This window comes from Kitasatospora sp. NPDC022785 (assembly GCF_055561295.1).
On the sequence record NZ_JBVHHB010000003.1, the window covers coordinates 444,114 to 470,641 of the forward strand.

The 26,528-nt window shown below is 73.3% G+C and carries 24 protein-coding genes and 1 riboswitch; of the genes, 9 read left to right on the forward strand and 15 right to left on the reverse strand.

Annotated features, from left to right (window positions below; genetic code table 11):
- Positions 1 to 60: 60 nt before the first annotated feature.
- Together ACZ3YO_RS07615 and ACZ3YO_RS07620 are read left to right on the forward strand one after the other, a co-directional pair.
- Entirely contained in the window at positions 61 to 1,350 is a 1,290-nt protein-coding gene (locus ACZ3YO_RS07615; RefSeq protein WP_465566130.1) for a cobalt-precorrin-5B (C(1))-methyltransferase, read from the forward strand.
- Between the two features lie 196 nt (positions 1,351 to 1,546).
- Complete coding sequence (locus ACZ3YO_RS07620) at positions 1,547 to 3,076, forward strand: UDP-N-acetylglucosamine 1-carboxyvinyltransferase (protein ID WP_396320055.1); 1,530 nt, start codon at positions 1,547 to 1,549, stop codon at positions 3,074 to 3,076.
- Positions 3,077 to 3,101: 25 nt separating this feature from the next.
- Here the strand turns inward: ACZ3YO_RS07620 and ACZ3YO_RS07625 are convergent, their stop codons facing one another.
- The 5 genes from ACZ3YO_RS07625 to cbiE are packed head-to-tail and all read right to left on the reverse strand — an operon-like array spanning position 3,102 to position 7,028.
- On the reverse strand, positions 3,102 to 3,608 hold the full coding sequence (locus tag ACZ3YO_RS07625) for a protein-tyrosine phosphatase family protein (RefSeq protein ID WP_465566133.1): 507 nt from the start codon (positions 3,606 to 3,608) through the stop codon (positions 3,102 to 3,104).
- 35 nt (positions 3,609 to 3,643) lie between these two features.
- Positions 3,644 to 4,147, reverse strand: a complete 504-nt coding sequence (locus tag ACZ3YO_RS07630) for a DinB family protein (RefSeq protein ID WP_465566136.1) — start codon at positions 4,145 to 4,147, stop codon at positions 3,644 to 3,646.
- 57 nt (positions 4,148 to 4,204) lie between these two features.
- The gene (locus ACZ3YO_RS07635) at positions 4,205 to 5,020 is read right to left on the reverse strand and encodes a cobalt-precorrin-6A reductase (protein ID WP_465566309.1); all 816 of its coding nucleotides are present in this window, start codon (positions 5,018 to 5,020) and stop codon (positions 4,205 to 4,207) included.
- Positions 5,020 to 5,781 (reverse strand): precorrin-4 C(11)-methyltransferase, encoded by a 762-nt coding sequence (gene cobM, locus ACZ3YO_RS07640; RefSeq protein ID WP_465566138.1) that lies wholly within the window; start codon positions 5,779 to 5,781, stop codon positions 5,020 to 5,022. The genes ACZ3YO_RS07635 and cobM overlap by 1 nt, the downstream gene beginning before the upstream one ends.
- On the reverse strand, positions 5,778 to 7,028 hold the full coding sequence (gene cbiE / locus ACZ3YO_RS07645; protein ID WP_465566141.1) for a precorrin-6y C5,15-methyltransferase (decarboxylating) subunit CbiE: 1,251 nt from the start codon (positions 7,026 to 7,028) through the stop codon (positions 5,778 to 5,780). The genes cobM and cbiE overlap by 4 nt, the downstream gene beginning before the upstream one ends.
- Positions 7,029 to 7,223: 195 nt before the next feature.
- Between cbiE and ACZ3YO_RS07650 the strand changes: the two genes are divergently transcribed.
- The gene (locus ACZ3YO_RS07650) at positions 7,224 to 8,684 is read left to right on the forward strand and encodes a catalase (protein ID WP_465566144.1); all 1,461 of its coding nucleotides are present in this window, start codon (positions 7,224 to 7,226) and stop codon (positions 8,682 to 8,684) included.
- A 95-nt stretch (positions 8,685 to 8,779) separates the two neighbouring features.
- On the opposite strand, the gene ACZ3YO_RS07655 is transcribed toward ACZ3YO_RS07650, so the two are convergent.
- Positions 8,780 to 9,250, reverse strand: a complete 471-nt coding sequence (locus tag ACZ3YO_RS07655) for a gamma-glutamylcyclotransferase family protein (RefSeq protein WP_465566147.1) — start codon at positions 9,248 to 9,250, stop codon at positions 8,780 to 8,782.
- Positions 9,251 to 9,404: 154 nt separating this feature from the next.
- Between ACZ3YO_RS07655 and ACZ3YO_RS07660 the strand changes: the two genes are divergently transcribed.
- On the forward strand, positions 9,405 to 10,439 hold the full coding sequence (locus ACZ3YO_RS07660; protein WP_465566150.1) for an EamA family transporter: 1,035 nt from the start codon (positions 9,405 to 9,407) through the stop codon (positions 10,437 to 10,439).
- Here the strand turns inward: ACZ3YO_RS07660 and ACZ3YO_RS07665 are convergent.
- Positions 10,390 to 10,998, reverse strand: a complete 609-nt coding sequence (locus tag ACZ3YO_RS07665; RefSeq protein ID WP_465566153.1) for a dihydrofolate reductase family protein — start codon at positions 10,996 to 10,998, stop codon at positions 10,390 to 10,392. The two genes, ACZ3YO_RS07660 and ACZ3YO_RS07665, sit on opposite strands and share 50 nt — an antisense overlap.
- A gap of 103 nt (positions 10,999 to 11,101) precedes the next feature.
- Between ACZ3YO_RS07665 and ACZ3YO_RS07670 the strand changes: the two genes are divergently transcribed.
- Complete coding sequence (locus tag ACZ3YO_RS07670; protein ID WP_465566156.1) at positions 11,102 to 11,677, forward strand: TetR/AcrR family transcriptional regulator; 576 nt, start codon at positions 11,102 to 11,104, stop codon at positions 11,675 to 11,677.
- Positions 11,678 to 11,723: 46 nt separating this feature from the next.
- Here ACZ3YO_RS07670 and ACZ3YO_RS07675 read toward each other — a convergent pair whose 3' ends face one another.
- Both ACZ3YO_RS07675 and ACZ3YO_RS07680 read right to left on the reverse strand, forming a co-directional pair.
- Positions 11,724 to 12,212 carry a flavoprotein gene (locus ACZ3YO_RS07675; protein ID WP_465566158.1) on the reverse strand — a complete coding sequence of 163 codons (489 nt, stop codon included), beginning with the start codon at positions 12,210 to 12,212 and terminating at the stop codon, positions 11,724 to 11,726.
- Between the two features lie 219 nt (positions 12,213 to 12,431).
- Positions 12,432 to 13,064: an AAA family ATPase gene (locus tag ACZ3YO_RS07680; RefSeq protein ID WP_465566161.1), complete on the reverse strand. Its 633-nt coding sequence runs from the start codon at positions 13,062 to 13,064 to the stop codon at positions 12,432 to 12,434.
- Positions 13,065 to 13,456: 392 nt separating this feature from the next.
- Here ACZ3YO_RS07680 and ACZ3YO_RS07685 point away from each other — a divergent pair, with 392 nt between their 5' ends.
- The gene (locus ACZ3YO_RS07685) at positions 13,457 to 13,768 is read left to right on the forward strand and encodes a methyltransferase domain-containing protein (protein ID WP_465566164.1); all 312 of its coding nucleotides are present in this window, start codon (positions 13,457 to 13,459) and stop codon (positions 13,766 to 13,768) included.
- Between the two features lie 24 nt (positions 13,769 to 13,792).
- Here the strand turns inward: ACZ3YO_RS07685 and ACZ3YO_RS07690 are convergent, their stop codons facing one another.
- The 4 genes from ACZ3YO_RS07690 to ACZ3YO_RS07705 all read right to left on the reverse strand — a co-directional run bounded on the left by ACZ3YO_RS07690 (position 13,793) and on the right by ACZ3YO_RS07705 (position 19,704).
- The gene (locus tag ACZ3YO_RS07690; RefSeq protein WP_465566167.1) at positions 13,793 to 15,610 is read right to left on the reverse strand and encodes a dipeptide ABC transporter ATP-binding protein; all 1,818 of its coding nucleotides are present in this window, start codon (positions 15,608 to 15,610) and stop codon (positions 13,793 to 13,795) included.
- Between the two features lie 29 nt (positions 15,611 to 15,639).
- On the reverse strand, positions 15,640 to 16,632 hold the full coding sequence (locus ACZ3YO_RS07695; protein ID WP_465566170.1) for an ABC transporter permease: 993 nt from the start codon (positions 16,630 to 16,632) through the stop codon (positions 15,640 to 15,642).
- Positions 16,633 to 16,709: 77 nt separating this feature from the next.
- A complete protein-coding gene (locus ACZ3YO_RS07700) occupies positions 16,710 to 18,464 on the reverse strand; it encodes an ABC transporter substrate-binding protein (protein ID WP_465566173.1) in 1,755 nt (584 codons plus the stop codon).
- A gap of 259 nt (positions 18,465 to 18,723) precedes the next feature.
- Positions 18,724 to 19,704 (reverse strand): ABC transporter permease, encoded by a 981-nt coding sequence (locus ACZ3YO_RS07705; protein WP_465566176.1) that lies wholly within the window; start codon positions 19,702 to 19,704, stop codon positions 18,724 to 18,726.
- Between the two features lie 294 nt (positions 19,705 to 19,998).
- Positions 19,999 to 20,096: riboswitch (ZMP/ZTP riboswitch) on the forward strand.
- Positions 20,097 to 20,117: 21 nt separating this feature from the next.
- Here ACZ3YO_RS07705 and ACZ3YO_RS07710 point away from each other — a divergent pair.
- Positions 20,118 to 21,575 (forward strand): glycine hydroxymethyltransferase, encoded by a 1,458-nt coding sequence (locus tag ACZ3YO_RS07710; protein WP_465566179.1) that lies wholly within the window; start codon positions 20,118 to 20,120, stop codon positions 21,573 to 21,575.
- 894 nt (positions 21,576 to 22,469) lie between these two features.
- Positions 22,470 to 23,459, forward strand: coding sequence for a class I SAM-dependent methyltransferase (locus tag ACZ3YO_RS07715; RefSeq protein ID WP_465566182.1), 990 nt, complete (start codon positions 22,470 to 22,472; stop codon positions 23,457 to 23,459).
- 202 nt (positions 23,460 to 23,661) lie between these two features.
- Here ACZ3YO_RS07715 and ACZ3YO_RS07720 read toward each other — a convergent pair whose 3' ends face one another.
- On the reverse strand, positions 23,662 to 24,114 hold the full coding sequence (locus ACZ3YO_RS07720; RefSeq protein WP_465566185.1) for a MarR family winged helix-turn-helix transcriptional regulator: 453 nt from the start codon (positions 24,112 to 24,114) through the stop codon (positions 23,662 to 23,664).
- Positions 24,115 to 24,173: 59 nt separating this feature from the next.
- Here ACZ3YO_RS07720 and ACZ3YO_RS07725 point away from each other — a divergent pair, with 59 nt between their 5' ends.
- On the forward strand, positions 24,174 to 24,650 hold the full coding sequence (locus ACZ3YO_RS07725) for a hypothetical protein (protein ID WP_465566188.1): 477 nt from the start codon (positions 24,174 to 24,176) through the stop codon (positions 24,648 to 24,650).
- Between the two features lie 208 nt (positions 24,651 to 24,858).
- On the opposite strand, the gene ACZ3YO_RS07730 is transcribed toward ACZ3YO_RS07725, so the two are convergent.
- Complete coding sequence (locus ACZ3YO_RS07730) at positions 24,859 to 26,517, reverse strand: APC family permease (RefSeq protein WP_465566191.1); 1,659 nt, start codon at positions 26,515 to 26,517, stop codon at positions 24,859 to 24,861.
- Positions 26,518 to 26,528: the final 11 nt, after the last annotated feature.

The following is a 26,528-nucleotide window of genomic DNA, read 5'->3' on the forward strand; positions in this document are numbered from 1 at the left end:
GCCCGGCCGACTTCCTGCTCCGGCCGGGCGGGTGCGCCGCCGGCCGCCGGGCGGGGGAGGATGGGGGCGTCCAAGAGCCGGTGTGCGGAGCAGGGAGCGGTCGTGGGTGAGGTCGGTGTCGGTGGTCGGGCCGGGCAGCTGAGGAGCAGTGGCCTGCGGCACGGGTGGACGACCGGCGCCTGCGCCACGGCGGCGACCAAGGCGGCGTACCAGGCGCTGCTGACGGGGGCGTTCCCGGACCCTGTGGTGATCACGCTGCCGAAGGGGCAGCAGCCCGGATTCGCTCTGGCGGCGGAGGAGTTGGTGGCCGGGGAGTCGCCGGCCGATGGCGTGCCGGTCGGGGCGTCGCCGGTCGGGGGGTCGCCGGCCGACGGGGCCGCGGTTGCGCCGGCCGGGCCGGACGGGTCGCGCGGGCGGCGGGCCATGGCCGGGGTGGTCAAGGACGCCGGGGACGATCCGGACGTCACGCACGGCGCGCTGATCCGCTCGACGGTGTGGGCGGGCGAGCCCGGCAGCGGGGTGGTGTTCCGGGCCGGCCCCGGGGTCGGGACGGTCACCAAGGCCGGGCTGCCGCTCGGTGTCGGCGAGCCGGCCATCAACCCGGTGCCCCGGCAGATGATCCGCGACGCGGTCGCCGAGGTGGCCGCCGGGTTCGGCGGCGACGGGGACGTCGTGGTGGAGATCTCCGTCGACCACGGGGAGGAGATCGCCCGCTCCACCTGGAACCCCAGGCTGGGCATCCTCGGCGGCCTGTCCATCCTCGGGACGACCGGGATCGTCGTCCCCTACTCCTGTTCCGCCTGGATCGACTCCATCCGGCGCGGGGTCGACGTGGCCCGGGCCGCCGGGCGGACCCACGTCGCGGGCTGCACCGGCTCGACGTCCGAGAAGGTCGCCGTCGCCGTGCACGGGCTGCCCGAGGACGCGCTGCTCGACATGGGCGACTTCGCCGGGGCCGTGCTCAAGTACCTCAAGCGCCACCCGGTACCGCGCCTGACCATCGCGGGCGGCTTCGCCAAGCTCTCCAAGCTCGCCGCCGGCCACCTCGACCTGCACTCGGCGCGTTCCCAGGTGGACAAGGGGTACCTTGCCGGGCTGGCGCGCGCGGGCGGCGCGGGCCCGGAGCTGGCCGACGCGGTCGCGGCCGCCAACACCGCGCTGGAGGCGATCCAGCTCTGCCGCGCGGCCGGTGTCCCGCTGGGCGACCTGGTCGCCGAGGCGGCCCGCGCCACCGCACTGGGCGTGCTGGTCGGCTCGCCCGTCGCGGTGGACGTCATCTGCATCGACCGGGCCGGCACCATCGTCGGCCGCGCGGAGCCCGCTGGGCCCTTGAGCCCGCTGGGCCCTTGAGCCCGCTGGGCCCTTGAGCCCGCTGGGCCGTTGAGCCCTGGGCCGGTGCCCGCTCCTCTGGATACCTCATCGACCCCCTGAACCGTTGCCATGATGTGAAGATCTGACGCTCATACGGGGTGAGAAACGGACAAAAGTAGCGCCACACGCAGGATCGATTCTGGTGCTATCTCAAGCATGAGATATGGTCTGCCGGGTGACAGGCGACTACCTCACCCGTATCGGCACCCTCATCCGTACCGCGCGTCAGCACCGTGGTTGGTCCCAGGCTCAGCTCGGCGAGGCCCTCGGCACCAGCCAGAGCGCGGTCAACCGCATCGAGCAGGGCAAGCAGAACGTCAGCCTTGAGATGATCGCCCGCATCGGCGAAGCCCTCGACAGCGAGATCGTCTCCCTCGGCTACGCCGGCCCGATGCACCTGCGGGTCGCCGGCGGCACCCGCCTCTCCGGCGCGATCGACGTCCGCAGCAGCAAGAACGCCTGCGTGGCGATCCTCTGCGCCTCGCTGCTGACCACCGGCCGCACCACGATCCGCCAGGTCGCCCGGATCGAAGAGGTCTACCGCATCCTTGAGGTGCTCACCAGCATCGGCGTCAAGAGCCGCTGGACCAACGACGGCCGGGACCTCGAACTCACCCCGCCCGCCGAGCTCGACCTCGCCGCCATGGACGTCGAGGCCGCCCGCCGCACCCGCAGCGTGCTGATGTTCCTCGGCCCGCTGATGCACCGCGCCGACCGCTTCGCCATCCCGTACGCCGGCGGCTGCGACCTCGGCACCCGCACCGTCCAGCCGCACCTGACCGCGCTGCGCCGCTTCGGCCTGGAGGTCGCCACCACGTCCGGCGCCTACCACGCCTCCGTCCAGCCCGGCGCGCCGATGGACCGCCCGATCGTGCTGACCGAGCGCGGCGACACCGTCACCGAGAACGCCCTGCTCGCCGCCGCCCGGCACGACGGCGTCAGCGTCATCCGCAACGCCTCGCCCAACTACATGGTCCAGGACCTCTGCTTCTTCCTGGAGCGGCTGGGCGTGAAGATCGAGGGCATCGGCACCACCACCCTCACCGTGCACGGCGTGCCCGAGATCACCTGCGACGTCGACTACACCCCCGCCGAGGACCCGGTCGAGGCGATGAGCCTGCTGGCGGCCGCCGTCGTCACCTCCTCCGAGCTGACGATCCGCCGGGTGCCGATCGAGTTCCTGGAGATCGAGCTCGCGGTGCTGGAGGGCATGGGCCTCGACTACGACCGCACCCCCGAGTACCGGGCCCACAACGGCCACACCCGCCTGGTCGACCTCACCGTCCGCCCCTCGAAGCTGACCGCGCCGGTCGACACCATCCACCCGATGCCGTTCCCCGGCATCAACATCGACAACGTGCCGTTCTTCGCCGCGATCGCCGCGGCCGCCCACGGCACCACGATGATCCACGACTGGGTGTACGACAACCGCGCCATCTACCTCACCGAACTCACCCGGCTCGGCGCGGACATCAAGCTCCTCGACCCGCACCGCGTGCTCGTCCAGGGCCCGACCCGCTGGCGCGCCGCCGAGATGGTCTGCCCGCCCGCACTGCGCCCGGCGGTCGTCATCCTGCTGGCGATGCTCGCCGCCAAGGGCACCTCGGTGCTGCGCAACGTCTACGTCATCAACCGCGGTTACGAGGACCTCGCCGAGCGCCTCAACTCGATCGGCGCCCAGATCGAGACCTTCCGCGACATCTGACCGGACGTCACCCCGCCGACCGGCCTCACTCGTTGAGGCCGGTCAGCAGCTGTGCGGTGTCTAGCCCGGTGGTCAGGTACTGCACGAACAGCGAGTTGTTCAGCGCCCACGGCGAGCGCCGCTCGCGGATCAACTCCACGGCGCGGTCGGCCTCGTGGCCGAGTTCGACCAGGGCCTGGGCCACCACCAGACCGGAGCGGTTGTAGCCGGAGTGGCAGCGGACCAGGGTGGTGCGCCCCTGCCGGACGGCCTCGGCCGCGTGCGTCGCCGCCTCCCTCACGGCGCCGAGCTGCCCGGGGGAGAGCGGCCCGTCGGGCACCTCCCTGACCAGATGCTCCACCCCCGGCTCCGGGCCGTGCCCGGGCCGGGTGAAGAGGCTGACCACCAGGTCGAACTCCCGCTCCACGACGACTGGTTCCAGTGCCCGTCCGGGCGGGGTGGTGAAGTGCCCGCCCATCCAGAGCCCGGGCACGATCTCGTTCCACGCCCCCGGTGATCCGGGGGTGTCGCGTTCCTTGTGGCGGGCCGGCATCGGCTCTCCTCTGTTCTCCGGGTGTCGGCCCGCGGCTACTCGCCGGTCTCGCCGTCGAGGTGTTCGCGGAGCAGGTCGGCGTGGCCGTTGTGGCGGGCGTACTCCTCGATCATGTGGGTGATGATCCAGCGGAGCGAGAACGCCTCCTCGCCGCGGTATCCGAGGACGTCCAACGACTCGGCGGCGGCGACGAGTTCCCGGGAGCGGTCGCACTCGCCGCGCCAGGCGGCGAAGGCCTCCTCCGGGTCGGCGGTCTGGACGTCGAACTCGGCGAAGCCACCGTCGGGGTGCGTCCAGATGCCGGGCTGCGCCTCGTTGTTGAAGGTGTTGCGGAACCAGCCGCGCTCGACCTCGGCGAGGTGGCGGACCAGGCCGAGCAGGGAGAGCCCGGAGGGTTGCAGGACGCGCTCGCGGAGCTGTTCGGGGCGCAGACCGGCGCACTTCATCGCGAGCGTGTCGCGCTGGAAGTCCAGGAAACTGGCCAGGGTGGCGCGTTCGTCGGCGGTCTGCAAGGTCCGGGTGCGCTGATCGTCGTCCATCGCGCCCATGATGGCAGCGTCGGGGCGCGGCGGGCGCAGTTCCGGAAGCCGCGGGGGCTATCGGGAGGGGAGACCGCGCCCGGCCAGCCAGTCCAGCGCCGCCGGCACCGAATCGGCCGCCGGAACGCCGGCCGGGAGCGGCGGGCGCTCCACGACCACCACTGGCAGGCCCAGTTCGCGGGCGGCGGTGAGTTTGGGGGCGGTGGCGGCGCCGCCGCTGTCCTTGGTGACCAGGACGTCGATCCGGTGGTCGCGCAGCAGCGCCCGCTCGCCGTCCAGGGTGAACGGGCCCCGGTCCAGCAGGACGTCCAGGGCGGCGGGCACCGGGGGCGCGGGCGGGTCGACCGAGCGCGCGAGGAAGTGCAGGCCGTCGAGGTGGGCGAAGGTGCCGATGCCCTGCCGGCCGGTGGTGAGGAAGACCCGGCGGCCGAGGGCGGGCAGCAGGGCGGCGGCCTCGTCCAGGGAGCCCACCCGGTGCCAGTGGTCCCCGTCGACCGGCGCCCAGCCGGGGCGGCGCAGCGCCAGCAGCGGCACACCGGTCGCCGCGGCGGCGAGGGCGGCGTTCTGCGACATGGCGGCCGCGAACGGGTGGGTGGCGTCCACGAACGCGTCCACCGCCTCGTCGCGCAGCCAGGCGGCGAGCCCGTCGGGCCCGCCGAAGCCGCCGATCCGCACCTCGCCCGCCGGAAGCCGCGGTTCGGCGACCCGGCCGGCGAGCGAGCTGGTGACCCGCAGGCCGGGCCGGCCGGCCAGGGCGCCGGCCAGGGTCCGCGCTTCCGTCGTCCCGCCGAGGACCAGGACGTGCCGGGCCGGGACGTGCCGGGCCTGATCGTGCCGGTCCGGGGAGGCCGAGGGCTGCGGGACGGGTGCCATCACGCCCCGCAGGGCTCGTGCGGGCGCTCGCGGTCCGCCGAGTAGAGGTGGCTGTCGCGGAACTGCTCGGCGGCCAGCGTGCGGCCCACGATGATCACCGCGGTGCGGACCACGCCCGCCTCCTTCAGCTGCCCGGCGATGGTGCCGACGGTGCCGCGCAGCACCAGCTCGTCCGGGCGGCTGGCCATCGCGACCACCGCGGCCGGACAGTCGGCTCCGTAGTGCGGGAGCAGCTGCTCGACCACGTCGTCCACGTACCCGGCGGCCAGGTGCAGCACCAGCAGGGCGCCGCTGCGGCCGAGGGTGGCGAGGTCCTCGCCCTCGGGCATCGGCGTGGCGCGCTTGGCGATCCGGGTGAGGATGACGGTCTGGCCGACGGTCGGCACGGTCAGTTCCCGCTTCAGCGCGGCCGCGGCGGCGGCGAAGGCGGGCACGCCCGGCACCACCTCGTACGGCACGCCGGCCGCGTCCAGCTGGCGCATCTGCTCGGCGACGGCGCTGAACACGGACGGGTCGCCGGAGTGCAGCCGGGCCACGTCCTGGCCGGCCTCGTGGGCGGCGACCAGCTCGGCGACGATCTGGTCCAGGTTGAGCTGCGCGGTGTCGACCAGGCGGGCGCCGGGCGGGCACTCGTCCAGTAGTTCGCGCGGCACCAGGCTGCCGGCGTAGAGACAGACCTCGGCGCGCGCCAGGATGCGCGCGCCGCGCAGGGTGATCAGGTCGGCGGCGCCCGGGCCGGCTCCGATGAAGTGGACGGTCACGAGGCGTTCTCCTGGGGGGTGTCGGGCTTGACGGCGGACCACTGGGTGACCGGCATCGCCTGGCGCCAGCCGGTGAAGCCGCCCACCGGGACGGCGTGCGCGACGGCCAGCCGCAGCAGCTCGCCGCCGTACCGCCGGTACCACTCGGTGAGCAGGGCCTCGGACTCCAGGGTCACGGTGTTGGCGACCAGCCGGCCGCCCGGCGGCAGCGCCGTCCAGCAGGCGTCCAGCAGGCCGGGTGCGGTGAGGCCGCCGCCGATGAACACGGCGTCCGGGGCGGCCAGGCCGGCCAGGGCGGCGGGCGCCGCGCCGGTGACCACCTGCAGCCGGGGCACGCCGAGCGCGGCGGCGTTGCGGGCGATGCGAGCGGCCCGGACGGGGTCGCGCTCGACCGTGACCGCCCGGTTGTCGCGGTGGGCGCGCAGCCACTCGATGGCGATCGAGCCGGAGCCGCCGCCGACGTCCCAGAGCAGTTCGCCGGGCGCGGGGGCGAGAGTGGCGAGGGTGGCGGCGCGGACGTGGCGCTTGGTCAGCTGGCCGTCGCTCTCGTACGCGTCGTCGGGCAGGCCGGGGACGAGCGAGGTCCGCGGGCCGGGGCCGAGTTCGACCGCGATGACGTTGAGCGGGTCGCCGGCCGGGTGCGGCCAGCCGTCCGCGGGCCCGTCCAGCTGCCGCTCGCCCGGGCCGCCGAGCTGTTCCAGTACCCGCAGCCGGGCGGCGCCGAAGCCGCGCGCGGTGAGCAGGGCGGCGACGGCGGCGGGGGTGGTGGCGTCGGAGCTGAGGACGAGCAGCCGGCGGCCAGGGTGCAGGGCCGGGGCGAGGGTGTCGAGGGGGCGGCCGACCAGGCTGACCACCTCGGTGGCCTCCAGCGGCCAGCCGAGCCGGGCACAGGCGTAGGAGACGGAGGAGGGGTGCGGGAGCACGCGCAGCCGCTCGGCACCGGGCGTCCCGGCGAGGATCTCGGTGAGGGTGCGGCCGATGCCGTGGAACATCGGGTCGCCGCTGGCCAGCACCGCGATCCGGCGGTCGGCGTGCTCGGTGAGCAGCCCGGGGACGGCCGGGCGCAGCGGGGACGGCCACGGCACGCGCGCGGCGGCGACCTCGTCGGTGGGGAGCAGGGCGAGCTGGCGCGGGCCGCCGATCACCACCTCGGCCTCGCGCAGCGCCGCCCGGGAGGTGCCGGCCAGGCCGGGCCAGCCGTCGGCCCCGATCCCGACGACGGTGATCGGGGGTGGCAGCTCGGGCACCGGGAGGCTCCTCGTTGGTCGGCAGTGGTCCGCAGGCGTGGTCGGGGAAGCCTACCTGGCGGTCCGCGACAGGCTCCTGACCAGGGTGTGCGGGCCGGCCCGGCCGGGGCGCGGGGGCTGCCCGGCCCTGGGGTGCGGGCCCCGGTGGACGGGGTTAGCGTCGTCCGGGGGCCTCAGCACGCAACGGAGGACACCATGTCCGGGTCAGCGGTGCCGCACACCACCAGCAACGCCGGCATCCCGGTGCCGAGCGACGAGCACTCGCTCACGGTGGGCCGCGACGGCCCGATCCTGCTCCACGACCACCACCTGATCGAGAAGATGGCCCAGTTCAACCGCGAACGGGTGCCCGAGCGGGTGGTGCACGCCAAGGGAGCCGGGGCGTACGGCGTCTTCGAGACGACGGAGGACGTCAGCCGGTACACGAAGGCGATCCTGTTCCAGCCGGGCAAGCGGACCGAGATGCTGGCCCGCTTCTCGACCGTGGCGGGGGAGCAGGGCAGCCCGGACACCTGGCGCGACCCGCGCGGATTCGCGCTGAAGTTCTACACCGAGGACGGCAATTACGACCTGGTCGGCAACAACACGCCGGTCTTCTTCGTCCGCGACACCATCAAGTTCCAGGACTTCATCCGCTCGCAGAAGCGGCGCCCGGACAACGGCCTGCGCGACCACGACATGCAGTGGGACTTCTGGACGCTCTCGCCGGAGTCCGCCCACATGGTCACCTGGCTGATGGGCGACCGCGGCATCCCGAAGTCGTACCGGCACATGAACGGGTACGGCTCGCACACCTACATGTGGATCAACGCGTCCGGCGAGCGGTTCTGGGTCAAGTACCACTTCAAGACCGACCAGGGCGTCGACTTCCTCACCCAGGAGGACGCCGACCGCCTCGCCGGCTCCGACCCGGACCTGCACCGCCAGGACCTCTGGCAGGCGGTCGAGGGCGGCAACCACCCGTCCTGGACGCTGTTCGTCCAGGTGATGCCGTTCGACGCGGCGCCCGGCTACCGGTTCAACCCCTTCGACCTGACCAAGGTGTGGCCGCACGGCGACCACCCGCTGATCAAGGTCGGGACGATGACGCTGAACCGCAACCCGGAGGACTACTTCATCCACATCGAGCAGGCCGCCTTCGAGCCCGCCAACCTGGTGCCGGGCATCAGCGTCTCGCCGGACAAGATGCTGCTCGGCCGGATCTTCTCCTACCCGGACACCCACCGGTACCGGATCGGCCCCAACTACGCGCAGCTGCCGCCGAACCGGCCGCACATCCCGGTCCACTCCTTCGCCAAGGACGGACCGATGCGGTTCGACCCGGCCCGCACCGCCGCGCCGTACGCGCCCAACTCCAAGGGCGGCCCGGCGGCGGACGTGAAGGCCCACGACGACCCGGCCGCCGGCTGGCAGACCTCCGGTGACATGGTGCGCGAGGCCTACTCGCTGCACGCCGAGGACGACGACTGGGGGCAGGCGGGCACGATGGTCCGCCAGGTGCTGGACGACGCGGCGCGCGACCGGCTGGTCTCCAACATCGTCGGCCACCTCAAGGCCGGGGTCGGCGATCCGGTGCTGGAGCGGGCGGTGCAGTACTGGCGCAATGTCGACCGGGCGCTGGGCGATCGCGTCGCCTCGGGCGTGGGCAAGGCCTGACACGTCGCTGCCGTGACGCCCGCGCTCCTGACGCTGCGCTTCTCCCGACGTCGCTCCGTCCTCAGCGCCGCTCCGTCCTCAGCGCCGCGCTGTCCTCAGCGCCGTATCCAGTCCCCGGACGGGATCAGTGCCGGCTGCGCGCGCAGGCGGGCGGCGACGGCCGGGCCGGCCAGGTAGACCCAGGCGTCGCGCGCCTGCCCGTCGGCCGTCCGGACGGCCAGCCGCTTGCGGACGTACTCGCCGGTGCCGTCCGCCCGGCAGTCCTCCAGCCGGTCGAGCGCGGCGAGCGCGGGGCCGTAGGCGCCGGGGCGCACGGTGATCAGCTCGCCGACGATCCGGCGGCCGGGCGTCGCGTCCGGCACGGCGAACGGGAACCCCGGGCCGTCGTGCAGCGCGGCCCCGGCGAGTACGGCGGGCCGGACGTCGGCGCAGCGCCCGGCGAGGTGGACGGCGTGGTTGCGGCCGCCGGTGCGGAGCGTGCCGTAGACGAAGAACGGCAGGGCGCCGGCGGAGGAGGTGTCGGGCGGATCGGCGGGCACGGGCACCTTCCGGCGGTCGGTCGTCATCTGTGAGCCGTCGCGGCTCCGGCGCCTCCGGGGGCCCCGAGGGGCGCTCACCGTAGCGCCTCCGGCGACCTCCTGGTGATACGCACTGGCGCGCGGGCCCGCTGATGCGCTGTCATGGCGGGTGAACTGCCAGCACCGTCCAAGGGGGACACCCATGACACCTCCCGTCTCGCGGAAGGCGGCCGCGTTCGCCGCCACCTCCGCCGCCACCGGTTCCTCCGCGGGCACGCCCGTCGACGCGGTGGCGTCGCCCGCGACGGCCTCGGCCGCGCGGCTGGGCGGGGCGGTCTGGCTGGCGCTGGGCGTCGTGTACGTGGTCTGGGGCTCGACCTACCTGGCGATCCGGATCGCGTTGGAGACGATGCCCTCCTTCTTCTCCGCCGGGGCGCGCTTCGTCTTCGCCGGGCTGCTGCTGGCCGGCTTCGTGCTGTTCCGCCAGGGGTGGTCCGCCCTCCGGGTGAGCGTCCGGCAGCTGGGCTCCTCCGTGCTGGTCGGCGTGCTGCTGCTGACCGGTGGCAACGGCCTGGTGGTGCTCGGCGAGAACTCGATCTCGTCCGGGCTGGCCGCGCTGCTGGTGGCCGCGGTCCCGCTCTGGATGGTGCTGCTCACCGCGTCGACCGGCGACCGCCCGAAGCCGGTCGAGCTGGCCGGCGTGCTGTTCGGGCTGGCCGGCCTCGCGGTGCTCTCGGCGCCCGCGATCGGCGGGGCCATCGCACCGGGCGGCGTGGTCGCGGTCATCTGCGGCACGCTGACGTGGGCGGCGGGCTCCTTCGCCGCCAAGCGCATCCCGATGCCGGGCAACGTCTTCGCCGCGAGCGCCTACCAGATGCTCGCGGGCGGGCTGGGCAATGTGCTGATCGGGGTGGTGCGGGGCGAGCAGCACGGGCTGGATCCGGATGCCTTCTCCGGGCGGTCCTGGCTGGCGCTCGGCTACCTGGTGGTGGTCGGTTCGGTGATCGGCTTCACCACGTACGCCTGGCTGCTGCAGTCCGCCCCGCTGACCCTGGTCGCCACCTACGCGTACGTGAACCCGGTGGTCGCGGTGCTGCTGGGCTGGCTGGTCCTGGCCGAGCCGCTGACCGGCCCCACCCTGCTGGGTGGGGCGATCGTGGTCGCGGGCGTCTGCCTGGTGGTGAGCGTCAGCCGGACGCCGGGGAGGGCTGCTGGTCGGACGTCCGCGCGTAGGTGAGGACGACGGTGCCGTTCTCGAACGGGCGGCAGTCGGTGAGCGTGAAGTTGCGCGGTGCGAAGTCGGCGCGGAAGAGCGGGATGCCCCGGCCGGCCACGATCGGGTACTGCTTGACGATCAGCTCATCGACCTCCGGCAGCAGCTGGCCGGCCAGGTCGGCACCGCCGCAGAGCCAGATGCCGAGCCCGTCCTCCTGCTTGAGCTCGCGCACCAGGGCGAGCGGGTCCTCGTCGGTGACCTCGACCGCCGGGTCGGGGCTGGTGGTCAGCGTGCGGGAGAGGACGATCTGACGCAGGTGGGCGTAGGGGCTGGTCAGCCCCATGGTCAGCCCCGGTTCGTAGGTGCCGCGGCCCATGAGGACGGTGTCGAACCGGCTGTTCGGCGCCTCCGCGATCCCGAAGGCCGCGCGGCCCGGGGTTGCCAGTGTGTCGGCGCGCTCGGTGGTGAGGTACTCGAGGAACTCGCCCTCGACGTACGGGAAGAGGAAGTCGAAGCCGCCGTCGGGTGCGGCGATGAAGCCGTCGATGGTGGCGCCGACGAAGTAGCTGAGCTTGCGCATACAGGTCCTTGGGGTTGGTGAAGGGCCTTCGCCCTGAACAACGACAGTTATAGTACTTCAGTCGTAGTGGTTGCAAGAGTTTTCCTGAAGGAGGATCAGAGCCATGGTGCAGAACCCGGCCCGCCGCATCGCCCTCACCGACGCCGCCATCGACGTCCTCGCCCGTGAGGGCGCCCGCGGGCTCACCTTCCGGGCGGTCGACGCCCAGGCAGGAGTCCCGGCCGGCACCGCCTCCAACTACTTCGCCAGCCGGGACGACCTGCTCGACCGGGCCGCCCGCCACATCCACCACCGCCTGACCCCGGATCCGGCCGTGCTCGCCGAACTGCTGCGCGCCCCGCGCGACCGCGCGCTCGTCACCGCGCTGATGCACGATCTGCTGCGCCGGATCACCTCCGAACGGGCCGGCTACCTGGCCATGCTGGAGCTGCGGCTGGAGGCGACCCGCCGGCCCGCGCTGCGCGCCCGGCTCACCGATGCGATCCGCGAGCAGCTGGAGGCCAACATCGCCTACCACCTGGGGGAGGGCTTCCCCGGCGACCGCGAGACGGTGGTCGTCCTCTACCTCGCCATGACCGGGCTTATCATCGAACACCTCACGCTGCCAGAGGTGTTGGGGGAGGAGGGGCTCGCGGCGCTGATCGACACCATGGTCGAGCGGATCGTCCCCGCGAGCTGACCGGTCGGCTGCCGGCGCCGGTGTCGGCCCCCGGCGGCGGCCCGGGTCAGGGCGCCGGCCGCAGCACCGGTCGCAGCAGGTCGAGCACCCCGGTGAGGTCGCCGTCCTCGCGGATCAGCACCCCCATCGACCGCAGCCGCGCCAGGCTCTCGGCGTAGGCGGGGTGGGCGGCCTGTGCCGAGCTGAGCACCGGCCGGGCGGCCGCCGGCACGCCGAGCCCGTACGCCTCGCAGAGGATGCCGAGGGCGAGCGTGTCGGAGATGCCGGCGGCCCACTTGTTGACGGTGTTGAAGGTCGCGGGTGCCACGGCGATCGCGTCCGGCGGCGGCAGCGGCTTCGGCTCTCCCGGCTTCCGCCAGGCCGAGCGGATCGGGTAACCGGTCTGCTCGGCGACGGCGGCCTCGTCGATGAAGCCGAGCGCGTGGGGGGTGGCGACGACGCCGACCTCCCAGCCCTCGGCCTGGGCGGCCGAGATCAGCCTGCCGGTCTCGGGGGCGAGTCCGGAGGCGCAGACGACGACGTAGAGGAAGGGCACGGGCGGGCTCCCAACTGTGTGACGGTCGCGCCCATCATCGCCACCCGCCCGGCGAGCCCGGCCGCCGGGCGGCCCGCCGCCCCATCGACACGCCGGCATGCCGACCCGCCGACCCGCCGACCCGCGACCCCGCCGACCCGCCTCCCCATCGACATGCCGACCCGCCGACCCGCCGACATGCCGACCCGCCGTGCCCGTCGACGCACGGGCCCACCCGCCTCAGTCGAACCGGATGTGCCGGATCCCCGTCCACGCCCGCCGCAGTCGGCCGCGCAGCTCGCCGTCCGTGTTGGGTGCGAGCGTCAGTCCGGCGGAGGCGGCGATCCGGTCGGCGACCTGGGCGACGGTGAGGTGGTCGGTGGGCAGGTGCTCGCCGAACTCCGCGCCGCGCAGCCGGTCCAGGCAGTGGTCGAGTCCGGCCACGGCGAAGCTCTCCCGGCGCAGCGGCGCGTCCTTCCCGGCGACCAGCTGCACCGCGTGCCCGAAGCCCCGCTCGCGCAGCCGCCGGAGCACCTCCGCACGCTCGGCCAGCAGCGCGAAGTGCCGTACGTCGTGGCCACGTTCGCGCAGCCGTCCGACCGTCTCCGCGAGGTAGGCCGGTTCGACCACCGTCATCGGTGCGATCACCGTCCCCCGGTGGTCGGTGAGCGTGCGGTCCAGGACCTCGAACACGCCCTGCCGCCAGGCCGGGAGGTCCTGGAAGTCGCCCCGCAGCGGCTTCGGCGTCATCCGGTGCAGACCGAAGCCGACCTGCTCCGGGTCGCAGATCACGCTCCCGGGCAGTCTGCGCCGCAGCTCGTGCGCGGTCTGCGTCTTGCCGCCGCCGAAGGGCCCGTTGATCCAGATCAGCATGGGCCGACAGCCTAGGCGGTTGTCCGGGCCGGCCTCCCCGGTGGTCCCGGGCCGGCCGTCCGGTGGTGGGCTGCTGCTCGGGTGGCATATGCCCGGCCCGGTCCGGCCGTCGGATCTCGGCCCAGTCCGTCGCGGGGCCCGATCACCGCGCCGGACTTTCGGCGGAGGGCGCGAGGGGCGGAAGAGCCTGGGGCGGGTCATCGTTTTTCCCGCCGCTCAGCGGGTGGATTTTCATCTGGAGTCGAGAATCCGGCGCTGGTCGTACCGCCGGGCAGATCGACGAGGCGGTGGCACTGTGGTCGAAGGCCGTGGCCGCGGCGACCGACTGAGAACCCGGGACCAAGGAGATCGCCTACAAGCACGCGTTCCTCGCGGAGAACGCGTCGAGTTTCATGTGGACCTGGTTCGAGGACGTCGAGAGCTACACCCGGCTGCGCGCCGAGGCCGCGCGGACGTTCGCCGCGGACGCCGCCGCGCGCCCGGGCCGCTACGTCGCGGCCGCCCTGCCCCGCCTGCCGTTCGCGGACCGGTCCTTCGACCTCGTCCTCAGCTCCCACCTGCTGTTCTCCTACGGCGCACAGCTCGACGAGGAGTTCCACCTGGACTCCCTGATCGAGCTGGCGCGCGTGGCCCGCCGGCAGGTGCGGCTGTTCCCGGTGGTCCTGCACACCATTACCGGGCACGGCGCGGCGCCGGACGGGTGAGGCTCCGGCCCGCCCCGCCCGTCCTCAGTGCGCGGCGGCCAGCAGCTCCCTGGTGTAGTCGGTGTGCGGGGCGGTGAACAACTGCTCCCGGCCGGTGGATTCGACCAGCCGCCCGCGGTGCATCACGGCGACCCGGTCGCAGAAGTGCCGCACCACGGCGAGGTCGTGCGAGACGAACAGGAAGGCGATGCCGAGTCGTTCGCGCAGCTCCATCAGCAGGTTGAGGACCTGGGCCTGGACAGAGACGTCCAGCGCGGAGACCGGCTCGTCGGCGATGATCAGCCGCGGTTCGGGGGCGAGCGCCCTGGCGATGCCGATCCGCTGGCGCTGGCCGCCGGAGAACTCGTGCGGGTAGCGGTCCAGGTGGGCGGCGGGCAGGCCGACCTGTTCCAGCAACTCGGCGGAGCGCTCCCGCCGTTCGGCGGCGGAGAGCGCGGTGTGCAGCCGCAGCGGCGTGTCGAGCGTCCGGCCGACGGTGCGGCGCGGGTTGAGCGAGGCGTACGGGTCCTGGAAGACGAGCTGGACCTCGCGGCTGAGCCGGCGCCGAAACGCCCGGTCGGGGGTGGTGGCGTCGACGCCGTCGTAGCGGATCCGGCCGGTGGTGGCGGGCTGGAGGCCGGCCAGCACCCGGGAGGTGGTGGACTTGCCGGAGCCGGACTCGCCGACCAGGCCCAGCGTCTCGCCGGGGGCGATCCGTAGGCTCACGCCCTCGACCGCCCGGACGGGTTCGGCGCGCAGGCGGGGGAGCCGCCGCCGTCCGGGGAAGTGGACGGCGAGGTCCTCGACCTCGACCAGCCACCCGCCCGCCGGAGCCGTCCGCCCCCCGAAGGCGAAGGCGAGCGATGGTGACGGATCGTCAACCGTCGGCAGCCGGGTGCCCGGTACGGTGTCCCGGGTGAGCGCCGCACCCACCAGGGCCCGGGTGTAGGGCTGTTGCGGCGCGGCCAGCAGCGAGGTCGTCGGCGCGGACTCCACCTCCACCCCGCCGCGCAGGACCAGCGTCCGGTCGGTCGTCCCCGCGACCACGCCCAGGTCGTGGCTGACCAGCAGCACGGCGGTGCCGTGCTCGCGCTGCAACTCGCCGAGCAGGTCGAGCACCTGCCGCTGGACGCGGGCGTCGAGCGCGGTGGTGGGCTCGTCGGCGATCAGCACGTCGGGGTCGTTCATCAGGGCCATCGCGATCATCACCCGCTGGCGCATGCCGCCGGAGAACCGGTGCGGGTAGTCGCGGGACCGGGCGGCCGGGATGCCGACCCGGTCCAGCATCGCGGCCGCCCGCTGCCGGGCCACGGCACGGCCGGCGCCGGGGTGGTGCAGGCGGTACATCTCGGCCAGCTGCGCGCCCACGCCGTGGAACGGGCTGAGCGAGGTGAGCGCGTCCTGGAAGACCAGGGCGACCCGGCCGCCGCGCACCTCGCGCAGCACGGACTCGGCCGCGCCGACCAGCTCCTGCCCGCGAGATTCCCTGCCACGCGACGCCGTTGACCCCGACCCCGACCCCGACCCCGACGCCGTCCTCGCCCCCGCCAGCCGGATCGAGCCGGTGACGGTGGTGGTGCGCGGGTCGTGCAGGCCGAGCACGGCCAGGCCGGTCGCCGACTTGCCGGAGCCGGACTCGCCCACCAGGCCGAGGACTTCACCGCGGGCGAGGTCGAAGGAGAGGCCGCGGACGGCGTGCATGGGCGCGCCGCCACGCGGGTCGGCGAAGGTCACCGACAGGTCGCGGACGCTCAGCACCGGATCGGCCGATACGGCGGACGCGCCGGAGGTGACGGACGCGCCCGAGGTGGCGGCCAGGGCGGTCGGGGCAGGCAGGGCGGACGGGGTGGTGGAGGCGGTCATGGAGGACTCCGGAACGGCAGAGGGGCGGGTCAGCTGAGGCGGATGCGCGGGTCGAGCCAGGCCACCGCCAGGTCGGCCAGCGCGACGAGGAGCACCACGAAACAGGCGGCGAGCAGAACGGCGCCCACCACGGCCGGCAGGTCCTGCCCCGCGACGGCATCGGCGGCGAAGGTGCCGACGCCGTTCAGCCCGAACACCGTCTCGGTGATCACCGCGCCGCCGAGCAGCGCGCCGGTCTCCAGGCCGAGCAGCTGCACCAGCGGCCCGGCGGCGCCGCGTGAGGTGTACTTGAGGTGGGTGCGCAGCCGGCCGAGGCCCTTGCCGCGCGCGGTGCGGACGTACTCCTCGTTCATCGTCTCCAGCAGCTGGGAGCGCGAAAGCCTCGCGAAGACGGCCGAGTTGACGAATCCGAGGACGAGCCAGGGCAGCAGCATCCCGCCCGCCCAGGCGGCCGGGTCCTCGGCCGGCGGGGTGTAGGAGGGCAGCGGCAGCAGACCTGTGGTGTAGACCAGCGCCCACTGGGCGACGTACCCGAGGAAGTAGATCTGTACGCTGGCGCCGACCAGGGTGAAGCCGGAGAGCAGCCGGTCCGTCCTGGTCCCGTGGCGCAGCGCGGAGACGAAACCGGTGCCGAGGCCGAGCAGCACCAGGACGGCGAGCGCGCCGGCCGTCAGCGAGAAGGTGACCGGCAGATGGTCGACCAGCGCCTCGGTGACGGGCTGGTGGAGCCGGTAGGAGTAGCCGAGGCACGGCGCTTCGCAGTGGATGGCCGAGCCGTCCACGTCGCTGATCTCCCGCCCGGCGACCACCCCGGCGAGGTAGTCGGTGTACTGGGTGAGCAGCGGCTGGTCCAGGCCCATGCTCTGGCGGACCGACGCGACCTGGCCGGAGTCGCAGCGCGGGCCGCAGGCGGCGCGGGCCGGGTCGGCGGGGGCGGCGTAGAAGAGGACGAAGGCGGCGGCGGAGACCGCGACCAGGACGGCGAGGGCCTGGAGGGTCCGCCGCAGGGCGAAGGAGAGCATGGCCGGTCCGAATCGGGGTGCGTCGGGGCGGCCCCACCCGCGGGCAGCAGGCGGGGCCACCAAGGGACTTCGGGGCGTCAGGACTTCAGGTACAGCCAGGCCGGGCTCACCGATCCGTAGATCGGGTGGATGAACGCGCCGCCGACGTTGCTGCCGCGCAACTGGTTCATGTTCGGGTAGGCGAAGGGCAGCACCGGCACGTCCTTCATCACGGTCTGCTCCAGCGCGTACAGCTCCCCGGCCTTGGCGCGCGGCTCGCCGATCTGGTTGATCCGGTCGATCTCCCTGTCCACCTCGCCGTTGCGGTAGCGGGCGGAGTTGAGATCGCTGTTGGCGCGGCCGTCGAAGGAGAACGGGATCAGGGTGGACGGCGTCGGCCAGTCGACCGAGCTGGTCTCCTCGAACAGGTCATAGGGGGAGTCGGCGCGGTGCGCCTCGTCCAGCAGCGCCTTGGGGTCGACCGGCTTGGGCACGATGGTGATGCCGGCCTTGGCGAAGCCGTCGACCAGCACCTGGGCCACGCGCTGCCCGACGGGCGTGTTGGCGTAGGCGTAGGTGAGCGAGGGGGAGGCCTGCCCGGCCTTGGCGAGGGCGGCCCTGGCGGCCTCCGGGTCGCCCTCCGGCTTGGCCGGGTACAGGTCGTACTTCTGCCAGTCGACCAGTGCGGGCGAGCTGAGCGTGGTGGCCAGTTCGCCGGCCCGGCTGCCGCCCTGGACCTGGCGGGCCTGCTGGCGCGGGTAGGCGAGGTGGAGCGCCTTGCGGACCTCGACGTCGGGCACCCGCTCGTTGTTGATCACCAGCTGGGTGACGAAGGCGCCCTGCCGGCCGGAGACCACCAGCTCCTTGGCCCTGGGATCGGTGTCGACGGTCTGGTAGAGCTCGGGGGAGAGCTGGGTGGACACCGTGGTGGCGTCGGCGCCGCCGTCCCGGCCGGAGAGGATCTCCTGGTTGATGTTGAGCGCCTCCTTGCCGTAGGTGAAGACGAACTTCTCCGGGTACTGGTTGCGGATCGGGTCCGTCTCCGGCTTCCAGTGCGGGTTGCGCTCCAGCACCATCCGGGTGTTCTGGACGTGCTCGACGATCCGGTACGGGCCGCTGGCGAACGGCAGCCGGTCGTACTCCGTCCCGGTGTCCTTGTCCTTGCGCACCGGGGACGAGGAGGACTGCGCGGCCATGTACGGCACGTCGGCCTGCGGCTGGGGGAAGTGGAAGACGATGGTGCGCTCGTCCGGCGTCTCGATCGCGGCGAGGTCGCCGTCCTGCGGGCCTCCGTACTTCTTGCGCGCGTCGTCGTAGCTGGCCTCGCCGGTGAGCCACTGCGGCCAGTACGGCGGGCCGACCTCGTAGCCCTTGCCGAAGGTGCGCTCGATGCCGTACCTGACCTGCTGGGAGGTGATCGGCAGGCCGTCCTCCCAGGCCACGCCCTCCTTCAGCCGGTACGTCCAGGTGCGCCCGCCGTCGGCGGAGGTGCCGGTGTCGGTGGCGAGGTCGCCGACCAGCCGGGCCTTTCCGTCGACCACCTGGTACTGGGTCAGCTGGCGGCCCCAGAGCAGCGAGGTGTTGTAGGCGGCGCCCGCGTAGACCTTCTGCGGGTCGAGGTGGCGGAACTCGGTGGTGTTGTAGACGTTGACCGTGCCGCCCGGGCGGGCGCCGGGAACGGCGGGGGCGGGTCCCGCGCTCTCCTTCTCGGTGCCGAGCGCGGCGGTCAGCGGTGAGGCGTCCTTGGCGGCGGCGGCGCCGCCGGTGCCGGAGCTGGGGCCCGCGCCGGCCGAGCAGGAGGTCGCCAGCACGGCGGTGGCGACGACGGCGAGGGACGGTTTGATCCAGCGCATGGCGAGTCTCTCCTTGCCCCGGGGTGCGGGGCGGCTAGGTGTGTCCCGGCGGGTGCGGGGGCGGTCGCGTGAAAGGGGCGGTCGGGTGAAGGGAGCGTTCGGGGGAGAAGGCGGCCAGGCGCAAGGGGCCGCCAGGCGCGAGGGTGGTCAGGTGGGAGGGGTGGTCAGGCGGAACGGGGAGGCAGGCGGAACGGGAGGCAGGCGAAACGGAACGGGGAGGCAGGCGGAACGGGAGGCAGGCGAAACGGAACGAGAGGACTCAGCGCCCGGCGCGCGGGTCCAGGGCGTCCCGGACGGCGTCGCCGAGCAGGTTGAAGGCGAGCACGAACAGCAGCAGGGCCACGCCCGGGAAGAACATGTAGGTCGGGTCGGCCTGGAACACCTCGGAGCCGCGGGCGATCATCCGGCCCCAGTCCGGGACCGGTTCGTCGATGCCGACGCCGAGGAACGAGAGCACCGCCTCGGTGGCGACGAACGTCGGCACCGCCATCGTGGCGTGCACCAGCAGCTGCGCCCGCACATTCGGCAGGAGTTCGCGGAAGACGATATGGAATCCGCTCGCGCCCAGGGCCCGGGCGGACTGCACGAAATCCCTTTCCCGAAGTGACCGGACGGAGGCGCGAAGGGAAAGCGCGAGCGGAATCCAGCCGAACGCGGAGAACACCAGGATCAGTACCAGGAACTGCATCCACTCCGGCTCGGCACCGCCAGGATCGACCAGCCGGGACTGGATGACCGGGCTGAGCGCGAGCAGCAGGAGCAGCGTCGGGAAGGCCAGCAGGACGTTGGCGAGAAAGCCGAAGAGCCGGTCGGTGATCCCGCCGAGGTAGCCCACCGCGACGCCGGCCAGCACGCCGAGGGCGGTGGTGACGGCCGCGGCGGCGAAGGCGATCAGCAGCGAGGTGCGGATGCCGTAGAGCAGCTGGGTGAGGACGTCCCGGCCGAGCCCGGGCTCCAGGCCGAACCAGAAGTCGCCGGAGATCCCGCCGTTCGGCGCGATCGGCAGTCCACCGTCGCTGAGCAGGCCGGGCGCGTTCTGGCCGTAGTGCTCGGCCGGGTTCCTGCCGTACAGGGCGGCGATCAGCGGTGCGGCGAGCGCGAGCAGGAGGAAGAGCAGGACGACGGCGAGCGCGGCCGCGCCGACCCGGTCGCGGCGGATCCGGCGGAGGAGGTTCTGCGGGGCGGGCGCGGCCCGGCGTGCCGCCCCGGCCGACTCCGTGACTGTCTCGACCACTGCCATGAGAGGCGTACTCCCCGAATTCTCCGCCGCCCCGTGGGTGAGGGTGCGCTGGTGTGCATTTCCGGGCCGGCCTTCGGGGGTTTCCCGGCGGTCGGCCGAGCGCCATCAGACCGGATGTCGGTGGACTTCCGCAAATCATTCCGGCCCGAACTCCGGCGCAATGTTTCGGGGAATGTGACGGCTTCATTCCGCTGCAATACCACTGTTGCAGAAGAACGGACATAGCAGGGCAAATGCTTGGCTCGTCCCGCATTCTGAGATCTCTGCCACAGTCCGTCCGGTGTTGATAGCATCCGGGTGAGCCGCGACTGGCGCGCAGGGATGGAATCAACCATCGGGGAGCGGCTCCGTGGACCTTCACGTCACAGTTGCCGAGCGCCTGGGCCGTCCGAACTCGTCACGAGGAGACTGCCTTGGCCCAGCACCCCCACACCGCCGCCAGCGCCACCGCCAACACCGCCTTCCGCAGCGCGCTGGACACCGTCCGCGAGGTCGAGCCGCGGATCGCCGCCGCCATCGGCCAGGAGATCGAGGACCAGCGGGCCTCGCTCAAGCTGATCGCCAGCGAGAACTACGCCTCCCCGGCCGTCCTGCTCGCCATGGGCAACTGGCTCAGCGACAAGTACGCCGAGGGCACCGCCGGCCGTCGCTTCTACGCCGGCTGCCGCAACGTCGACACCGTCGAGACCATCGCCGCCGAGCACGCCCGCGCACTCTTCGGTGCCGACCACGCCTACGTCCAGCCGCACTCCGGCATCGACGCCAACCTGACCGCCTTCTGGGCCGTCCTCTCCCAGCGGGTCGAGAGCCCGGCGCTCGAGCGCGCCGACGTCCGCAACGTCAACGACCTCACCGAGCGGGACTGGGCCGAGCTGCGCCAGGAGCTCGGCAACCAGCGGATGCTCGGCATGTCCCTGGACACCGGCGGCCACCTCACCCACGGGTTCCGGCCCAACATCTCCGGCAAGATGTTCGAGCAGCGCAGCTACGGCACGGACCCGGCCACCGGTCTGATCGACTACGACGCGCTACGCGCCACCGCGAAGGAGTTCCGCCCGCTGATCCTGGTGGCCGGCTACTCGGCCTACCCGCGGCTGGTGGACTTCCGCAAGATGCGCGAGATCGCGGACGAGGTCGGCGCGACCCTGATGGTCGACATGGCGCACTTCGCCGGCCTGGTCGCGGGCAAGGTGCTGACCGGCGACCACGACCCGGTGCCGCACGCCGACATCGTCACCACCACCACCCACAAGTCCCTGCGCGGCCCGCGCGGCGGCATGGTGCTCTGCACCTCCGAGCTGGCCGAGCACGTCGACCGTGGCTGCCCGCTGGTGCTCGGCGGCCCGCTCCCGCACGTGATGGCCGCCAAGGCGGTCGCCTTCGCGGAAGCCCGCCGCCCCGAGTTCCGGGTCTACGCCCGCCAGGTCGTCGACAACGCGCAGGCCCTCGCCGAGGGGCTGCTGCGCCGCGGCGGCAAGCTGGTCACCGGCGGCACCGACAACCACCTCGTCCTCGCCGACGTCTCGGGCTACGGCCTGACCGGCCGCCAGGCCGAGGCCGCGCTGCTGGACTCCGGCATCGTCACCAACCGCAACTCCGTCCCGCAGGACCCGAACGGCGCCTGGTACACCTCCGGCGTCCGCCTCGGCACCCCCGCGCTCACCACCCGCGGCCTCGGCACCGCCGAGATGGACGAGGTCGCCGCCCTGATCGACACCGTCCTGCGCGGCACCACCCCCACCACCACCTCCACCGGCGCCCCCTCGAAGGCCCAGTACGCCCTGGACGCCGCCCTCAGCGAGGGCATCGCCAAGCGCGCCGCCGACCTCCTCGCCGGCTTCCCGCTCTACCCGGGCGTCGACCTGGTGTGACCCGCCTGGGGGTGCGCGCTTCGCCGCGCGCACCCCAACAGGCGCAGTACTGCAGTGACTTGTACCGGGAACTCCTCCCGGCATGCCGGCCCGGTCCGCGGCCGAGGCCGGAGGCCCTGTCGCCGCCGAGTGGGCAGACGGGTGGAAGCGGCCGTCGTCGAGCCGATCCGGCCGGCGCCCGGCCGGGCCGTCAGCGGGGCGTCCCCGCCCGGCTTGCCGGCGACCGATCCGGCCGGCGGCGTGTGCCGGCACCACCTCGGCCGTGATCAGGTGCAGCGGGCGGTTCGACGGCGTGATCGCCGTGGCCACCCCGGGCCGGCTCGCCGAGGGAGCACCACCGAGCCGCCGATCCGCTCCTCGAAGGGGTCCTCGGCGAGCAGCGGCAGGTACGAGCCGGCGACAGGCTCGCGTGGCGCGTCGGCCGCGGCGCCGCTGACATCCGCCGTGGCGCCGCCGACGTCCGCCGCGCCCGCCGGCCCGGGACGATGCGGGCACCTGTTCGACGGCCGGTCGGGCGCCTGTTCCGACCCGGCACCCAGGCCGCCGCCGGACCCGCCGCCGGACCCGCCGCCGGACCCGCCGCCCGAATCGACATCCGGGCCGGTCTCCGAGGTCTTCCACCGCCGTCCGGGTCGCCTGCCCGGCAGAGGCCTTACCGGCGATCGACTGTGAGTGTTTTCCGTGCAAACTCTCCTCAACTCCGCCCGGTGGCAGGTAGATTGCAGCCCAATCGGGCGCGGGGTACCAGCGGTGGCACGAAAACCGAGCGGGTTCTCGCCGTGCCGTGTCGACGGCTGCTCCGGATGATGGGAGGAGGCCTCCGCCTCCCGCCCCGCGTATCCGTGCCCTGAGAACGTCCCCCATGGTCGTCCGTAGCGTGTAAGGAGCAACCTCGTGAGCGACGCCGCGTTGAGCACTGAGCAGCACCGGCCCGCCGAGCCTGCTGTGCTCGATGACGTCCCCGGCTGGTTCTGGGATCACGACCGCCACCTCTTCGAATGGTTCCTCGCCCGCCAGGAGAAGGCGGGGGTCACCGGGAACCTCCTGGAGATGGGCGCCTACCTGGGGCGCAGCGCGATCGTGATCGGCGGCCACCTGCAACCCGCCGAGACGTTCACGGTGTGTGACCTCTTCGACTCGGACGCTCCGGACGACGAGAACGCCGCCGAGATGACCATGTCCTACCGCAAGACGCTGACCCGGTCCGCGTTCGAGTCCAACTACCTCTCTTTTCACAAGTCGCTGCCGGAGATCATCCAGGCGCCGACCTCCAGCCTGGCCGGTGGCCGCATCCCGGCCGGTGCGTTCCGCTTCATACACATCGACGCCTCGCACCTGTACGAGCACGTGGTGGGGGACCTCCAGGTGGCCCGGGTGGCGCTCCAGCCGGAGGGCGTGGTGGTCCTGGACGACTACCGTTCCGCCCACACCCCCGGTGTCGCCGCCGCCACCTGGGAGGCGGTGTTCAACCACGGCCTCAAGCCGATCGTGCTCACCGAGTGCAAGTTCTACGGCACCTGGGGCGACCCCGAGCCGGCCCAGCGCGACCTGCTGGACCGGATCGGCCTGGCCGAGGGCTGTCACCTCAGCGCCGAGACCCTGAACGGGCAGCAGGTGCTGCGGCTCAACGGCACCTCGGACGGCATCGAACCGTTCCGCCCCTCCCGGCACCACGACCGGCTCGCCGCCGAGGCCGCCCGCCGCGAGGCCGAGGAGGCCCGCCGCGAGGAACTGCGCGCCCAGGAGGAGGCCGCCGAGGACCTCGCCACCCGTCGGGCCCGTGCCGCCGAGCGCCGGCGGCCGACCAACGTGGCCAAGCGTGTCGCGGGGGACCTCCTCCCGCCGGTGGTCACCTCCGCCATCCGCCGCGCCCGCCGGGGCTGACGCCCCCTTCTCCACCTGCACCGCAAGCCGCGTGGTCCGGAAGGCCGCGCGGCTTTCGGCGTTCCTGGGCTGCTTGCTCCTGAGGTGTTCCTGCGCGTGTTCCTCAGCGTGCTCCGACGCGGGTTCCCGAACGTGGCCCTCCGCGGGTTCCCGGCGCAGGCCGGGCGGCGGTCCGGTGAGGGTCTTGAGGGGTGGGCCGCCCTCAGTCGCGCGTCGGCAGCCCGGCCTCCGCGCCCAGCACGCCGAGCGTGCGCCGCAGCGCCTCCCGCTCGGACCCGCCCAGCGAGGCGGTGAGCTCCGCGTCCAGCCGATGGGCGAGCGCGGTGCAGTCGCCGAGCAGGGCCCGCCCGGCGTCGGTCAGTGCGAGCACCTGACGGCGCCGGTCCGCCGGGTCGCGGACGCGGTCCACGGCGCCGGTTCGTTCCAGGTGGTCGGCCAGCGAGACCACCAGGCTGGGCGCGACCGCCATGGCCCGGGCCAGCTCCAGCTGCGACGGCGGCGCGCCGGAGTCCAGGGCCACCATCAGACCGACGTGCTTCGGCTTGAGTCCGAGCTCGGCCAGCGCCTCGGTGAACCGCGCCGTGACGACGCTGCCGAGCGTGCCGAGCCGGAAGACCAGGGACGCCGTCAGCGGCGAGGGGTTGACATCGTTCACGTGAGAAACGCTAGCATGCAGAAACCATTCACGGTTCGAACGATTTGAGGTCTGATCCAATGCTGCGTCGTTCCGTCTCCGCCCCCGCTGCCCTCTCCGCCCCCGCTCGCGCGGCCGTTGCTGCCGCAACCGCTCCCGCCGGCCGGGGCGTGCGAGCCCTGGTGATCGCCAATGCGGCCGGCGCCGCGCTCTCCATGGCGTCCAGCGTCGTCGGCCTGCTCTCCCCGGAGCTGGCCCTGCCGGGTTCTACCGGCCCGGCCGGCCCCCTCGCGGAGCTCTACGTCCAGGCGTACGCGGCCCGTGCCCTCCCGCTCGGTGCCGCGCTCGTGCACCAGCTGCTGATCAGCCGGACCGGCCGCGGCCTCGCCCCGCTGCTCCTGGTCTCGGGCGCGGTCCAGGCAGCCGACGCGGCCATCGGCGTCTCCGCCGACAACCCGGGCATGGCCGCCGGAGGCACGCTCCTCGCCCTCCTCCACCTCGGCCTCGCCGCCCGCCTCGCCCGCCCGACCCGCACCCCGGCAGCCACCCCGGCCTGACTGCCCCCGCCCCGCCCCGCCGCCGGACCCGGACCCGGAGCCGGAGTGGGACCCGGACCCGGAGCCGGAGTGGGACCCGGACCCGGACCCGGAGTCGCCGTACCGAACCCCGGTGCCGCTCCACCCCGCCCCTCGCACACCCGCCGCCACGGCAAAGCGCCGGCCGAGAGAACTCGACCGGCGCTTTGCGTGACAGACGTCAGATGCCTCAGACCCGCGAGGGCTCGCCACCCTGGTGCGGGATGGCGGTGCCGTCGGCCTCGGCCGCGTCGGCCAGCTCGCGCTTGACGTCGGCCAGCGAGGGGTTGGCCCACGCGCTGGCGACGCCCCAGCGGTAGAAGGCGAGGCCGATCGCGGCGACGACCAGCAGGTCCCAGCCCTCGGGCAGGTAGCCCTGGCCGCCGAAGTCGGTCGAGCCGGCCCAGGAGACGGCGGCCATCACGAAGAGGTAGGCGATCATCCAGGCGCCGGCCTTGAGGTGCGGCTTGAGCTCGGCCCACGGCTTGCGCAGCTCGTACCAGGCCCAGATCGGCAGGCCGGCGGCCATCAGCAGGATGACCTTGCCGGTCAGCGGCCAGCGGGCCCAGTAGAGCACCAGGGAGCCGAAGACCATGGCGACGGGGGCGATCACCGGCATCGCGCGCAGCCGGACGGGGCGGGGGAGTTCGGGGGCGAGGCGGCGCAGCGCCATCACGGCCACGGGGCCGGTGATGTACGAGATCACGGTGGCGACGGACACGATCTCGGCGAGCGAGCCCCAGCCGCGGAAGACGGCGAGGAAGAGGAAGGCGATCAGCAGGTTGAGCAGCAGGGCCGGGCGCGGGATGCCGGTCTTCGCGTCCACGCGGCCGAACAGCTTCGGCAGGTGGCCGTTCTCCTGCACGCCGTGGATCATGCGCGAGGTGGTGGCGGCGTAGATCATGCCGGTGCCGCTGGGGGAGACGAAGGCGTCCGCGTACAGCAGCAGGGCCAGCCAGTTCATGCCCCAGGCGATCGACAGGTCGGCCAGCGGGGAGGTGTAGCCGAGGCCGCTCCAGCCGTTCGACAGGTCGGCGGCCGGGACGGCGCCGAGGAACGCGACCTGCAGCGCGACGTAGATCACCAGGGAGATCAGGATCGAGCCGATCACCGCCTTGGGCAGCGACTTGCCGGGGTTGCGCGCCTCACCGGCCAGGTTGAGCGGGGACTGGAACCCGTTGAACGCCCAGACGATGCCGGAGACGGCGACGGCGGTGAACACCGCGCTCCAGCCGTTCGGGGTGAAGCCGCCGTGGTCGGTGAAGTGGGCGGTGTCGAAGTGCGCCAGCAGCAAGGCTCCCGCGGTCAGCGTCGGGACGACGACCTTGAACACGGTGATCGCGGTGTTGGTCTTGGCGAACAGCGTGATCGCGAACCAGTTCAGCGCGAAGTAGCCGACCAGCAGCACGCTGGCCAGCGCGACCCCGCTGAGGGTCAGTTCCTTCCCGTCGTAGAGGCCCCGCGCCCAGCCGAAGTGCCAGGAGCTCATGTACTGGACCGAGGCGGTCGCCTCGCCCGGGATCACCGAGACGATCGCGATCCAGTTGGCCCAGGCGGCGAGGTAGCCGGCCAGCGAGCCGTGCGAGTACTGCCCGTACCGCACCATGCCGCCGGCCTTGGGGAACATCGAGCCCAGCTCGCTGTAGGTCAGCGCGATGGTGAGGGCCACCGCCGCGCCGATCACCCAGGCGACGATCGACGCCGGCCCGGCGAGCCGCGCCGCCCGCTCCGCACCGAACAGCCAGCCCGACCCGATGATCGAGCCCAGCCCGACGGCCGTCAGGCTGATGGTGCCGAGCGAGCGGCGATAGTGCTGATGGGATGCCGTCGTCGGCTCAGGCGCGCTCAACGTCTCGGTCC